Origin of the sequence: Streptomyces sp. NPDC000345, from assembly GCF_042898825.1 — a bacterium.
GTDB lineage: Bacteria > Actinomycetota > Actinomycetes > Streptomycetales > Streptomycetaceae > Streptomyces.
This window is the reverse complement of sequence record NZ_JBIAZE010000006.1, coordinates 400,848-414,329: the sequence shown is the minus strand read 5'-3', so window position 1 is coordinate 414,329 and position 13,482 is coordinate 400,848. Positions and strand designations below refer to the sequence as shown.

At 73.0% G+C, this 13,482-nt stretch carries 9 protein-coding genes; 4 read left to right on the top strand and 5 right to left on the bottom strand.

The features are described 5' to 3' along the window. The 4 genes from ACFY30_RS17700 to ACFY30_RS17685 form a co-directional block, all read right to left on the bottom strand. On the bottom strand, window positions 1–1,900 hold a 1,900-nt coding region (locus tag ACFY30_RS17700; RefSeq protein ID WP_390846079.1), incomplete at its 3' end, for a polyketide synthase. Further along, window positions 1,897–3,027 (bottom strand): cytochrome P450, encoded by a 1,131-nt coding sequence (locus ACFY30_RS17695; protein ID WP_390846078.1) that lies wholly within the window; start codon window positions 3,025–3,027, stop codon window positions 1,897–1,899. The genes ACFY30_RS17695 and ACFY30_RS17700, both read right to left, overlap by 4 nt. Further along, window positions 3,024–6,524, bottom strand: a complete 3,501-nt coding sequence (locus ACFY30_RS17690; protein WP_390846077.1) for an amino acid adenylation domain-containing protein — start codon at window positions 6,522–6,524, stop codon at window positions 3,024–3,026. The genes ACFY30_RS17695 and ACFY30_RS17690 overlap by 4 nt, the downstream gene beginning before the upstream one ends. Continuing rightward, window positions 6,524–8,110: a condensation domain-containing protein gene (locus tag ACFY30_RS17685; protein ID WP_390846076.1), complete on the bottom strand. Its 1,587-nt coding sequence runs from the start codon at window positions 8,108–8,110 to the stop codon at window positions 6,524–6,526. The genes ACFY30_RS17690 and ACFY30_RS17685 overlap by 1 nt, the downstream gene beginning before the upstream one ends. A 449-nt stretch (window positions 8,111–8,559) precedes the next feature. On the opposite strand from ACFY30_RS17685, the gene ACFY30_RS17680 reads away from it, so the two are divergent. From ACFY30_RS17680 to ACFY30_RS17665, 4 genes are all read left to right on the top strand, one after another. After that, window positions 8,560–9,786 carry a cytochrome P450 gene (locus ACFY30_RS17680; RefSeq protein WP_390846075.1) on the top strand — a complete coding sequence of 409 codons (1,227 nt, stop codon included), beginning with the start codon at window positions 8,560–8,562 and terminating at the stop codon, window positions 9,784–9,786. A gap of 5 nt (window positions 9,787–9,791) precedes the next feature. Continuing rightward, on the top strand, window positions 9,792–10,571 hold the full coding sequence (locus ACFY30_RS17675; RefSeq protein ID WP_390659430.1) for a thioesterase II family protein: 780 nt from the start codon (window positions 9,792–9,794) through the stop codon (window positions 10,569–10,571). A gap of 60 nt (window positions 10,572–10,631) precedes the next feature. Continuing rightward, window positions 10,632–11,618 carry an aldo/keto reductase gene (locus ACFY30_RS17670; protein ID WP_390846074.1) on the top strand — a complete coding sequence of 329 codons (987 nt, stop codon included), beginning with the start codon at window positions 10,632–10,634 and terminating at the stop codon, window positions 11,616–11,618. Window positions 11,619–11,720: 102 nt separating this feature from the next. Beyond that, the gene (locus tag ACFY30_RS17665; RefSeq protein ID WP_390846073.1) at window positions 11,721–12,827 is read left to right on the top strand and encodes a DUF5937 family protein; all 1,107 of its coding nucleotides are present in this window, start codon (window positions 11,721–11,723) and stop codon (window positions 12,825–12,827) included. Between the two features lie 9 nt (window positions 12,828–12,836). Here ACFY30_RS17665 and ACFY30_RS17660 read toward each other — a convergent pair whose 3' ends face one another. Continuing rightward, window positions 12,837–13,469: an AAA family ATPase gene (locus ACFY30_RS17660; protein ID WP_390846072.1), complete on the bottom strand. Its 633-nt coding sequence runs from the start codon at window positions 13,467–13,469 to the stop codon at window positions 12,837–12,839. Window positions 13,470–13,482 lie beyond the last annotated feature (13 nt).

Here is a 13,482-nt window from a genome sequence, read left to right as displayed (position 1 = left end):
CGGCAAGCACAGACCCAGACCCGCCGACAACACCGGCCGCATCGGCAAGCACAGACCCAGACCCGCCGACAACACCGGCCGCATCGGCAAGCACAGACCCAGACCCGCCGACAACACCGGCCGCATCGGCAAGCACAGACCCAGACCCGCCGACAACACCGGCCGCATCGGCAAGCACAGACCCAGACCCGCCGACAACACCGGCCGCATCGGCAAGCACAGACCCAGACCCGCCGACAACACCGGGGGCCTCGGCAAGGGCGGGCCCGTCCCCCGCGTCAGCACCGGAAGCCTCGGTGGGAGACGGCGCGCTCCGGGTGACGGCAGCGGAGGCCTCGGCGACGGACGAAGCGCTCTCCACGACGGCTTCGGAGACCCCGGCGAGAGACGGGCCGCTCTCCACAGCGGCGCCGGAGACCCCGGCACGAGACGCGCTCTCGGCGACGGCGCCGGAGACCTCGGCGGAGGGGTCCGCAGGGGGCGTGGGGGGTGCGGTGAGGCGGGTGGCCAGGGCCGCGGCCATCTCGCCGAGGGCGTGTGGTGCGGCCGCGGAGAGCAGCAGGGGGCGTGGTCCGGCGCGGTCCGGGAGCGGGGCGCGGCGGGGGGCGGACTCCAGGACGACGTGGGCGTTGGTGCCGCCCACCCCGAAGGAGCTGACGGCGGCGACGCGGGCGCCGTCGCCCCGGCGGGGTTCCCACGGCTCGCCCCGCCGCACGATCCGGAACGGCGTGGCGTCCAGTTCGAGCAGCGGGTTCGGCCTGGTGTAGTGGGCGGTGGGCACCAGCCGGCCGTGCTCCAGCATGAGCGCGGTCTTGATCAGCCCGGCGACGCCGGACGCGGCACCGGTGTGTCCGATGTTCCCCTTCACGGCGCCGAGCGCGCACCGCGCCCGGCCCGCCCCGGCGCTCCCGAAGACGTCGGCGAGGGCCTGCACCTCCACCGGGTCGCCGAGCCGGGTGGCCGTGCCGTGCGCCTCGACGTAGTCGATGTCGGCCGGGTCCACCCCCGCCACTGCCTGCGCGGCGCGGACCACCTCGCTCTGCCCGGCAGGGGACGGCGCGGTGAACGCCATCTTGTCGGAGCCGTCGTTGTTGACCGCGGTACCGGTGATCACGGCGGCGATCCGGTCGCCGTCACGCAGCGCGTCCGCGAGCCGCTTGAGGACCACCACGGCGACGCCCTCACTGGGCACGGTGCCCGCCGCGTCCTCGTCGAAGGGCCGGCAGCGGCCGTCGGGCGAGAGGATGCCGCCGGGCTCGTACAGATAGCCCCACTCCCCGTCGGGCATCACGGTGACGCCCCCGGCGAGGGCCGCGTCGCACTCGCCGCCGACGAGGGCGCGGACGGCGAGATGGGTGGCGGTCAGCGAGGTGGAGCAGGCGGTCTGCACGGTGAGCGCGGGGCCGCGCAGGCCCAGCTTGTAGGCGGTGCGGGTGGCGAGGAAGTCCTTCTCCCGGCCGATGTAGCGGGCGAGTTCGCCCAGCTCGGGGTCGATGTGCTCGCCCACCCGGTCGGCGCCCGCGTACACCCCGATCCGGCCCCGGAAGCGGGTCGGGTCGAGCCCCGCGTCGTCGAACGCGGTGACCGCGGCCTCCAGGAACACCCGCTGCTGCGGGTCGGTCGCGGCGGCCTCGGCCCGGCTGTAGGAGAAGTAGGCGTGGTCGAAGCGGCGGGACCCGGCGATCACGCCCATCGCCGGGACGAAGTTCTCCCGGCGGACGTAGCCGGGGTCGGCGCCCCGGGCGATCAGCCGTTCGAGGTCGAAGCGGCTGATGCCGTCGGCGCCGGCCGTCAGAGCCGCCCAGTACCGGTCCACGTCGTCGGCTCCGGGCAGCCGGCAGGCCATGCCCACCACGGCCACGGCGCCGGCCCCGCGCTCCACCGCGTTCGGCACGGTCACACCCCCAGGTCCAGGTAGAGATGGTCGAGGCCGACGTACGAGAGGTTGGGTCCCCACACCGCCGCCTCGTCCGTGAGCCGCGCGCCCGGGAAGCGGGCGGCGAACCGGCGCAGCAGCACGGCCGCCTCCAGACGGGCGAGGGGCGCGCCGACGCAGTAGTGCGGGCCGAACCCGAAGACGAGGTGCTGTTCCGGACCGCCGGCCCCGGCCGTCGCCCCGGTGACGGGACAGCCCGCGGCCGGCACGTCCGGCGCGTCGGCGTCGTCGAGGAGCCCTTCCCCCGTGAGGCTGACGAGGACCAGGTCGCCCTCCTTCATCCGCTCCCCGGCGATCTCCTGGTCGTACGCGACGACCCGCCCCAGGTGCCGCAGCGGCGGCCGGCGCTGCAGCACGCGTTCCACGAACGCCTCCGCCGCGCCGGGCCGGCCCTCGCGCACCGCGTCCCAGACGGCCGGCTCGCCCAGGACGTCCATGACGGTGGACGCGAGCAGCGAGGACGTCGTCTCCAGGCCCCCGAAGAGGTTCATGGCCCAGGTCGCGGTGGTGCGCGCCCGGTCCTCGGGGGTCTCCTGCGGGAAGGCCTTCGGTGCGGTGGCCCGGGACAGCGCCTCGGTCATCTCGGTCATCGTGCGGTGGGCCGCCCGGGCGTAGTCGCGGCGGTACATCGCGCCGATGAACAGCGACAGGGTGCGCGCCCAGCGGTGCAGCACCTCGGGCGGTTCGGTGACGCCGACGACGTGGGCCATCACCTTGCCGGAGATCCCGTCGGCGACGGCCGGCACGACGTCGTGCGGCGCGGTCGCGGCCAGCGCGTCCAGGCACTCGTCGGTGATCTCCTCGACGCGCGGCGCGAGGGAACGCACGTACGACGCTGACATCACGCGCTGCACCGGGCGGCGCAGTGCCGTGTGCTCGGGGGCGTCGGCCTGCACGAACCACAGCCGCAGGAACTCGGTGAGCTCCCGGTACTCCTCGCGGGCGGGCTCGGACATGTAGAGCTGGAAGGAGCGCTCGAACGTCCCGGATGTGAAGCCGGGGTGGTTGAGGACCTGCCGGGCGAGCCGCGGATCGGCGACCACCCAGCATTCGAGGCCCTCGTCCCACGCGAGCGGGGGCGTACCGTTCACGCGCCGCCGGCCTCCTTCTCCACGAGCGCCCGCAGGCCGGCCGGGGTCGGTGAGAGCAGGAAGTCGCGCAGCCGGACGGTCACCCCGAGGTGCTCCTTGACCTTGCGCATGAGGCGCACCGCGCCGAGGGAGTTGCCGCCGACCATGAAGAAGTCGGTGTCGGCGTCGATGGCCCCGGCCCCCTCGGAGCCCTCGGTGACCTCGGCGAACAGCTCGGCGATGCGCGCGGTCACGGCCGCGCCGGGGTCCGCCGCGGCCCGCTTCGCCTGTCCGGCGGGGACGGCGGAGGCGGCGAGGGCGCGCCGGTCGACCTTGCCGTTGGCGGTGACCGGGATGCCGTCCACGATCGTCCACAGGGTGGGGACCATGTAGGAGGGCAGCTTCTGCTGGAGCAGCGCCCGCAGCTCGGTGGCGGCGAGGGCCGCGCCCGGCGCCGGCACGACGGCGGCGATCAGCCGCTTGTCGGCGCTGTCCCCCTCGGTGACCAGCACGACGGCGTCCTGCACGGCGGGGTGGCCGGTCAGCACGTCGCCGATGGCGCTCAGCTCGACCCGGTAGCCGCGCAGTTTGACCTGGTCGTCGGCGCGGCCGAGGAAGGTCAGCCGGCCCCGGGAGTCGAGGCGTACGACGTCTCCGGTGCGGTAGAGCCGCTCGGGCACGTCGGGTGAGAACACGCCGAAGGAGCGGGCCGTCTCGTCCGGGTTGCCGAGGTAGCCGTCGGCGAGTCCGGCGCCCGCCGCGTACAGCTCGCCGACCGCGCCGGGCGCCAGCAGCCTGCGGCGCGCGTCGAGGACGTACACGCGCGTGCCGGGCACGGGCCGGCCGATGGGCAGCGGGCCGTCGATCTCGTCGGGCGAGGAGACCGAATGGGTGGTGGTGAAGGTGGTGTTCTCGGTGGGGCCGTAGCCGTTGGTCAGGACGAGGCCGGGGTGGCGGGCCAGCACACGCGCGGCGTGCTCGTGGGGCACCACGTCCCCGCCGGTCAGCAGTTGCTTCATGCCGCCGAGCGAGTCGGGTGCGAACTCCTCCACGAGCCGGAACAGGCCGGCGGTGAGCCAGCCCACCGTGATCCCGTGCTCGCGCAGGAACGCGCCGAGTTCGGTGGGCGAGGCGAGGCCCGCCGGGTGCACCTCCAGAGTCGTTCCGGTGAGCAGCGCGCCCCACACCTCCAGGGTGGAGGCGTCGAAGGCCAGCGGCGACAGGCGCAGCATCCGCTCGCCCGGGCCCAGGCGCACGAACCCGGCCTCGTGCACGAGCCGGATCACGGCCCGGTGCGGCACGGCGACGCCCTTGGGCTCACCGGTGGACCCGGAGGTGAAGGCGACGTAGGCGAGCCGGGCGGGGTCCTCGGGAGCGAAGCCGTCGGCCGCGCCCTCGGCGGCAGCACCGTCCTCGTCCCGGGCCTGGCCGTCCGGGCCGCGGCGGTCCCCCTCGGCGGCGCCGGCCCCGGCCCCGGCGGGGCGCCACGTCGGCTCCCACACGGCGACCGGTGCGGTGCCGAGGGCGCGGAAGCGGGCGGCGGTCTCCCCGCCGACCGGTCCGACGAGGGCGGCCGACGGCTCGGCGCGGGCCACGATCCTCGCCAGATGGGCTTCCGTGGCGCTCGGTTCGACGCCGACGTAGGCGGCGCCCGCCCACAGCACGCCCAGCACCGCGACGGCCTCGGCGACCGAGCGCTCGACGCCGACCAGCACGCGGTCGCCGGGGCGGACCCCGGCGGCGCGCAGCAGCCGCGCCTGTTCCCGTGCCGCGTCGGCCAGTTCGGCGTACGTCAGGTGCGCCGACCCGTCGCGTACGGCGACGGCGTCCGGGGTGCGGGCGGCGGCCGCGCGGAACAGCGCGTCGAGGGAGGTGTCGGGGAACTCGCGGCGGGTGTCGTTGAGTTCGGCGAGCCGGGCGCGGCCCGCGTCGGACATGCAGCGCACGTCCTCCAGGCGGGACGCGTCCGTGCCGGCCAGTTCCGCGACGCCGGCGAGGAAGTCGGCGACGAAGGCACGGGTCTCGGCCTCGGTCCACACGGCGGTGGCGTACTCGACGTGGCCCGCGTAGGACGGGTCGGAGTGCCCGATGAGCATCGTCAGGTCGAACTGCGAGCCGCCGCCGTGTCCTTCCTCGACCCGCAGGCGTGCGGTGCCCGCGTCGAGGGTCTGCGGCACCAGCTGGTCGTGCATGCCGAAGCAGACCTGGACCAGGGGGTGGCAGCCGAGGCTGCGTTCGACGCCGAGCCGGGAGACCAGTTCCTCGAAGGGCAGGTCGCCCGCGTCGATGCTCCGCCCGAGCGAGGCGTGCACGGAGCGCAGGTAGGCGGCGGGGCTCGCCTCGTCGTCGATGTCGACACGGACCGGTACGAGGTTGCCGGCGACGGCGATCAGCCGCTCCAGCTCGCTGCTCTGGCGGCCGAGCAGCGGCACGCCGACGAGCAGGCTCCGGGCCCCGGTGCGGCGGCCGAGGGCGAGGCCGAAGGCGCCGAGCAGGAAGGCGTACGGGGTGATGCCGAGGGTGCGGGCCCGCTCGGTGAGGGCGGCGGACACCTCGGGGCCGAGGTCGAGGCCGGTGCGCTCGCCCGTGGCGTCCTGGAGGGCGGGGCGCTGCCGGTCGGCGGGGAGTTCCAGGGTGGTGGGCGCCCCGTCGAGGTGGGCCTTCCAGAACGCGGCCTGGGTGTCCCACACACCGCTCGCGCGCAGGGCTTCCTGGCGGGCGGCCAGCACCTGCACGGGAGGCGCGGTGCCGTCGTCCGGTTCGGGGCCGGTGCCGGTGAGGGCGGCGTGCCGGGCGAACAGCTCGCGCAGCAGCAGTCCGACCGCCCAGCCGTCGAGCACCATGTGGTGCGCGGCCAGGACGACGGCGTCGCGGCCGGCGGGGTGCGAGAAGTGCAGCAGCCGCCAGGCGGGCGCGGCCGACAGGTCGAACGGCCGCCGGCCCTGCTCGCGACCCTCGCGGCGCACGAACTCCTCGAAGTCCTCGGCCGGCCCCTCGTGCGCGATCTCCGTCAGCTGCGGGGTGTGCGCGGCCAGCACCTCCCGTACGACGTCGTCCTCGCCGTCGCGCACGCTCTCCCGGAAGACGGTGCGCAGCCCCTCGTGGCGGGCGGCGGTCTCGGCGAGCGCCTTGGCGAGGGCGCCGCGGTCGATCCGGCCGCCGTCCTCGGCGTGGGCGGTGAAGACGAGGTTGTACGGGGAGCCGCCGGCCACCCGCTCGATGAGCCACATGCCGCGCTGGGCGGGCGACAGGGCGGTGTCGTCGCCGGGACCGGTTTCCCCGGCGGCCCCGGGTGCCTCTTCGACCCGCGCCCCGGCGAGCACCTCGGCGAGCGGCCGGCCGCCGAGGAGTTCGAGCACGGGGATGCGCAGGCCGAGCTGCTCCTGGGCCTGGGCGGCCAGGCGCATGGCCCGCAGCGAGTCCCCGCCGAGGGAGAGGAACGTCTCCGTGGCGAAGCTCTCCGGGTCCACCCCGTCGCCGAGGACGGAGACGGCCAGCGCTTCGCGGGTCGGCGTCATCAGACGGCCTCGGCGGGCTTCGCGAGGAGCTCGGCCTGGCCGCTGACGGTGGCGGAGCGGAACAGGTCGATGGTGCGCAGGGTCCGCCCGGAGGCCTGGCTGAGGCGCTCCACCAGGACGACGAGGAGCAGCGAGTCGCCGCCGGCCTCGAAGAAGCTGACATCGTCGTCGAAGTCGTCGGCGGTGTCCTCGAGGCCGAGGACCTCGCACCATATGGACCGCACGAGTCCGATCCGCTCCTCGGGGTCGTCCAGGTTGATCGTCTCGACGGGCTGTTCCAGCACGGGTTCCTCCGGTGAGGTGGCAAGGTCGGCGGCGCTGCGCCGCAGATCCGTCAGGAAGGCGGACACGGCGGAGTGGTCGGTGACGTCCGTCGGGTGGTCGAGGGACAGCTCCAGCTGCCGGCCCTCGGCGGTGTCGGCGATCCGGACGAACGCCGCGAGGTCGTACTTGACGTAGAGGGGGTCGAGCGGACGCAGCCGGCCCGTGACGCCGGGGGCGAGGACGGGGGTGTGCGGCGCGTCGTCGAGGTTGAGCAGGACCGGGGTGAGGGGCGGCCAGATCCGGGTCCGGTCGGGGTTGAGCCGTGCGGCGAGCGCGTCCAGTGGCACGTCGGCGTCCATGAACGCCTCCATGGCACCGATGCGGGCGTTGCCCAGCAGTTCCCGCCAGCTGGTGTCCGGTTCCAGGGAGACCCGCAGCACCACGGTGGTGATGAACATGCCGATCACCTCGCCGGCGTCCGGATGGTCGCGGCCCGGCCAGGCGAAGGCGATGAGGAAGTCGCGCTGTCCGCTGCCGCGGGCCAGCGTGCCGGCGAGCAGGGCGACGCCGAGCATGAACGTCGTACAGCCCTCCTCGGAGGCGACCGCCAGGGCCTTCGCGGTGCGTTCCGCGTCGAGCCGGGTGGTGACGGTGGCGCCGAGCCGGGCGGCCTCCAGGTCGTCGCCGGCACCGCGCTGGAAGGGCAGCGGTACGTCGAGGGGGGCGCCGCTCAGCCGCTCGACGACCTCGTCGACCTGGGCGGCCACCTCCTCGGGCGGGCGGTCGGCGACGACGGAGGCGGGATGCGGCGGGTCGCTCAGCTCCGGCCGGGTGCCGGCCAGCCGGGCCCGGTAGACGGCGAAGATCTCCTCCAGGAGCATCGTGCGCGACAGTCCGTCGACCACGATGTGGTGCGAGACGAGGACCAGCAGGGTGCGCCGGGCGTCGAGCCGGACGACGACGGCCCGGGCGGGCGCGTCGACGGCGAGGTCGAACGGGGTGCTGCACAGCGTGCGGACGTAGGCGTCGACCTCGGCCTCGGACAGCCCCTCGGCCTCGGCGTCGCGCAGCAGGGCCTCGCCGGGCTCGCCGTCGGTGCTGTACTCGACCCTGCGGCGCTTGAGGTCGAAGCGGAACCGGGCCCGTAAGGACGGGTGCCGGGCGATGGTGAGCCGGGCGGCCTCGACGAGCTGTCCGTGGTCCACCTCGCCGGTGAACTCGACGACGGACGGGACGAGCTGGGTGGGTCTCTGCAGTTCGTCACGGTCGAGGACCCACAGGCCCTGCTGCATGCGGGTGGCCGGGTACCAAACGGACAACACGAGAGATTCCCCCGAAACTCATGTGAACAATGGAACCGCTTACCGGAACCACGAATAACACGTGGTAAAACGTTGTACGAACCAGCGGAAAGCAAAAAAGGCGTTTCCGTCAAGGCAGGACGGCGATCGCCGGTGAATGGCTGAATGACCGTAGGCGGGGCCCGATGAACATGTCAAGGGTTTCCCTGGCCTGGCGTGTTGCACACCTCGGACCTGCCGGTCAGACCACGCGCGGTGCTTTTTGGCCACCTGACCAAAACAATTCCAGCCATCGGAACGTGTCTGATTCATTACGCTCTCGCGAAGCCTGCAATCGGTTGGTCAAATAATTAAGCTTCACCGGACATCCTTCGTGTACGTTGTCCCGCGGCATCCCTACCGGACGAAAGGACAACCCCTTGCGAGTCCATGACGCCGCCCTACCCGGCGCAGCGATTTCCGGATGCCCCGTGCACCAGGGGGCGACGGCCGATCTCGTCGACCCCTGGCTGTACAGCGGCGGCGACGCACACGCCGTATGGCGGTGGATGCGGGCCCAGGAGACCCTGACGCGCCAGGACGTCGACGAGAAGCGCGGGTTCTGGAACATCGTCGGGTTCGACGACGCCGAGCGCGTCCTGCGCGACACCGAGACCTTCACCTCGGAACGCGGCACGATGCTCGACCTCCTCGGCACCGACGACCCGGCCGGCGGCAAGCAGCTCGCCGTCACCGACCCGCCGCGCCACACCGAGATGCAGACGCGCCTGAAGAAGGCCCTCGCGGTGAAGGCCGTCGAGCGGCAGAAGGACATGATCAGACCCCTGGTCGTCGACCTGATCACCCCGCTCGGCGACGGCGGCACGTTCGACTTCGCCGAGGCCATGCTGGCCATGCCGATGTCCGTGACCGGCACCATGATGGGCCTGCCCCGGGCGGACTGGCCCTGGCTGAGCCGACTGACGACCATCTGCATCGCCGCGGACGACCCCGAGTACCAGGACCCGGGCGGCAAGGCCGCCACCCTGGAGCGCGCCCACCGCGACCTGTTCGCCTACTTCCAGGACCTGATGCGCTTCCGCCGCCGCAACATCGGCGACGACCTGCTGAGCGTGCTGATCTCCACCGAGTTCGAGGGCCGGCACATGGACCCCGGCGAGATCGTCGCGAACTGCTACAGCCTGCTCCTCGGCGCGAACGTCACCACCCCGCACTCCCCCAACTACGTGATGGCGGAGTTCATCGACAAGGGCGTGCTCGAGGACTGGGCGGCACACCCGGAGATCAACACCTCGGCCACCGAGGAGGCGCTGCGCTGGGCCTCGCCCGTCAACCACTTCCTGCGCTACGCCACCCGGGACGTGGAGGTCAGGAACACCAAGATCAGCGCGGGTGACGCGGTGGTCGTCTGGCTCGGCTCCGCCAACCGCGACGACGCCGTCTTCCCCGACGCGGGGACCTTCGACATCCGCCGCAAGCCCAACAAGCACATCGCCTTCGGCATCGGCCCGCACTACTGCATCGGGCACAGCGTGGCCCGGGTGACCCTGCGCATCCTCTTCGAGGAACTCCTCACCCGGTTCGAGGACTTCCGGCCCGCGGGCAAGCCGGAACGCCTCGCCTCGAACTTCGTCTCCGGCTGGAAGCACGTGCCGATCACCGCCCGCGTGCGGTCCGGCGCGGGCCGGGCGGGGTGACGGGGATGGCCGTGAGCGCGCCCGCCACCCCGTGGCTGCGCCGCTTCCACCCCGCCGCACCGGGCGCGGTACGGCTGTTCGTCTTCCCGCACGCCGGCGGCAACGCCTCGTTCTTCCACCCCTTCTCGGCACGGCTCGCGCCACGGGCCGAGGTGCTGGTCGTGCAGTACCCGGGGCGTCAGGAGCGGTTCCACGAGCCCTGCGTCGAGGACCTGCACGAGCTGGCCGACACCGTCGCCGCCGAGCTCGCCGAGTGGGCCGGGGAGGGGCCGTTCGCCCTGTTCGGCCACAGCATGGGAGCCACGCTCGCGTTCGAGGTGGGCAGCCGGCTGCACACCGCCGGGGTCCGCCCGAGCGCCCTCTTCGTGTCCGGGCGGCGCGCGCCCTCGGTGCCCGCGCCCGGCTCGGTGCACCTGGCCAGCGACGAGAAGCTGATCGCCGACATGAAGCTCCTGGGCGGCACGGACAGCCGGATGCTGGACAACCCCGAACTGCTCGCGGCGATCCTGCCCGCGGTGCGCAGCGACTACGTGGCCACGGAGACCTACCGCTACCGGGGCGCGCCCCCGCTCGACTGTCCCGTGACCGCGTTCATCGGGGACGCCGATCCGCGCGTCGACGCCCCCATGGCCCGCGCCTGGGCCACGCACACCACCGAGGGGTTCGCGCTCCACGAGTACGAGGGCGGCCACTTCTTTCTCGTACCGCATCTCGATGCCATGGTGGAGATCGTCGCCACCGCCCTGGACCCGGCCGGCGACCGCCAACTGTTCACCGGGAATTAACGATTCCGGTTTTCGCAGCAAAGTCTCCAAGCCCGACCCGAAGCCATGAAGAGGACTCTCATGAAATACCGCGTCATCGGCAGCGATCCGGCCACCCGCCGTGAGGTGAGTGTCCTGAGCCTGGGCTCCATGCTCTTCGGGACGGTGACCGACGAAGCGACCTCCTTCGCCATTCTCGACCGTTTCGTCGAGGCGGGCGGCACGTTCATCGACACGTCCAACAACTACGCGTTCTGGGTCAATGGAACGCAGGGCGGGGAAAGCGAGGAACTGCTCGGCCGCTGGATCCGCAGCCGGGGCATCGGCGACGAGATCACCATCGCGACGAAACTCGGCGCCCGGCCGAACGCGCCGGCGACCGGTTTCAGCCTTGACGTCGAGGGACTTTCGGCCAAATCCATCCGGGAATCCGCCGAGCGCAGCAGGGAACGCCTCGGCATCGAGCGCATCCACCTGCTGTACGCGCACATCATGGACGAGAAGACGCCCCTGGAGGAGACCGTCACCGGCTTCGCCGAGGTCGTCGCCGACGGCGTCGCCGGCCTGCTCGGCGCGAGCAACCACTGGGCCTGGCGGATCGAGGCCGCCCGCAACCTCGCCAGGGCCGCCGGACTGCCCGGCTACGAGGTCCTCCAGCACCACCACAGCTACCTGCGCCAGCGCGCCGACATCCCCAGCCTGCGCTCGCCCGACGGCAACCAGGGCCTGGTCAGCGCGGACCTGCTCAGCTACGTCCGCGCCAACCCCTCCCTCACCCAGGTCGCCTACTCGCCGCTGCTGTCCGGCGCGTACGTGCGCGACGACAAGCCGCTGGGCCCGGGCTTCGAGCACGCGGGCACGCCCGCCCGGCTCCAGGCCGTCCGCGAGGTGGCCGAAGAGACCGGCGCGAGCGTCAACCAGGTCGTGCTGTCCTGGCTGATGGGCGGCGACATCCCGGTCCTGCCGCTGGTCGGCGCGTCCTCGGTCGAGCAGCTGAACGACAGTCTGGCGGCCGTCGACCTGGAACTGACGGCGGAGCAGCGGGCGAAGCTGGACGCCGCGCACTGAGACCGCACGGGTCGGTCTCACACCGGACCGCTCCCGCCCGCCCGATTGACGGCCCTCGTCAATCGGGCGGGGGTTGTCAGTGGCGGGGTGCACCATGAGGGCATGAGCGTCAGCATCGACATCGCGGGTCTGCGGCCGGAGCGGATCGCCGTCGTGCCCTCGCCCCTGGCCGAGCTCGGCATGGCCCTGCACGCGCTCTCCGAGCCCGGCCACCACCCCGGTCTCCAGGGGTGGGTCACCGGTGTCACCGCCCGCCTGGACCCGTATCTGGCCGACCGGATGTGCGAGGCCGACTTCCTGTGGCGGACGACGTTCTCGGACCTCTTCCTGCCGTACGCCGGCCTCCCGGGCCGCGACACCCTGCCCGGCGCCACCCTCGCCGAGGAACTGGACCTCCTCGACAAACTGACGGACGAACAGTTCGTGAACGCCGCGACGGAGTTCATGTGCACTCCGGGCTACGACGCGCCGGGCCTCGACGTCCTCGCCGACCCGGCGCAGCACCGCCGCGCCCTGGACCTGGCCGCGGCACGCGGCCCCCGGCAGGTGCACTTCACCCGGCGGCTGCTCGACGACCCGCCCGCGGTGCGCGCCTGGCTGCGCCAGTTCCTCCAGGACTGCGAGGAGGCGTTCTTCGCCGACGTCTGGGCCCGGGTGAGCCACCCGCTCGCCGCCGACGCCCGCCACAAGACGGACCTGCTGCGCCGCAAGGGCCTCGCGGAAGCCCTCACCTCGGTGTCCACCGCCGTGTCGCTGGACGAGGGCGCCGCGCTGATCTCCGTGGACAAGATGGCCCACGGCCGCACCGCCACGGCGGACGGCGGGCTCCTCCTCATCCCGACGAGCCTCGGCTGGCCCCACCTGATGGTCCTGCACCGGTACGGCTGGCAGCCGGTCCTGCACTACCCGGTCGGCTCCCCCGAGCTCGCCTCGCCGCCCTCGGTCGAACAGCTGACGCTGCGCATCACCGCGCTCTCCCATCCCGTACGGATGCGGATCTGCCGTCTGCTGGCCCGCAGCGCCTACACCACGAGCGAGATGGCCCAGTCCCTGGGCATGACGGCACCCGAGATATCCCGCCACCTCGGCGTCCTCAAGAAGGCGTCCCTGATCACCACCCGCCGCCGCGGCCGGTACGTGCTGCACCAGCTCGACGTGACGGTGGTGGCGCGGCTGGGCAGCGACTTCCTGGAGGGCCTCCTGCGCTGAGCGGGCCGCTCAGTCGAACCGGATGTGCCGGATCCCGACCCCTGTCTGCCGCAGCCGGGTCCGCAGCGCGCCCTCGGTGTTCGGTCTGAGCGTCAGCCCGGCCAGCACCGCGATGCGGTCCGCCGTCTTCGGCACGGTCGAGTGGTCGGTCCACAGATGCTCGGCGAACTCCGGCTCCCGCAGCCGCTCCAGACAGTGGTCGAGCCTCCGCACGGCCCAGCTCTCCCCGCGCAGACCGGCGTTCTTCCCCGCGACGTACCGCAGCAGGTGCCTGAAGCCCCGCTCCCGCAGCCGTCGCAGGACCGTCCCGCGCTCGGCGAGCAGGGTGAAGTGGCGTACGTCGTGCCCGAGTTCACGCAGCCTGCCGACGGTCTCCGCGAAGCAGGCGGGATCGGTGACCGTCATGGGGGCGATCACCACACCGTCGTGCTTGCTCAGCGCCAGGTCCAGGACCTCGACGACGCCCTGCCGCCAGGACACCAGATCCTGGAAGTCCCCGCGCAGTTCCGGCGGCAGCATCCGGCGCAGCCCGAACCCGGCGTGCTCGGGGTCGCAGACGACACTGCCGGGCAGGCGGCGCCGGATCTCATGCGCGGTCTGTGTCTTGCCGCCCCCGAAAGGGCCGTTGATCCACAGGAGCATGCGCAGACAATAG

Coding starts and splice junctions, on each gene's coding strand:
- ACFY30_RS17690 (WP_390846077.1), bottom strand. CDS start 6,524: ATGACGCCGACCCGCGAAGCGCTGGCCGTCTCCGTCCTCGGCGACGGG.
- ACFY30_RS17670 (WP_390846074.1), top strand. CDS start 10,632: ATGAAATACCGCGTCATCGGCAGCGATCCGGCCACCCGCCGTGAGGTG.
- ACFY30_RS17665 (WP_390846073.1), top strand. CDS start 11,721: ATGAGCGTCAGCATCGACATCGCGGGTCTGCGGCCGGAGCGGATCGCC.
- ACFY30_RS17675 (WP_390659430.1), top strand. CDS start 9,792: ATGGCCGTGAGCGCGCCCGCCACCCCGTGGCTGCGCCGCTTCCACCCC.
- ACFY30_RS17660 (WP_390846072.1), bottom strand. CDS start 13,469: ATGCTCCTGTGGATCAACGGCCCTTTCGGGGGCGGCAAGACACAGACC.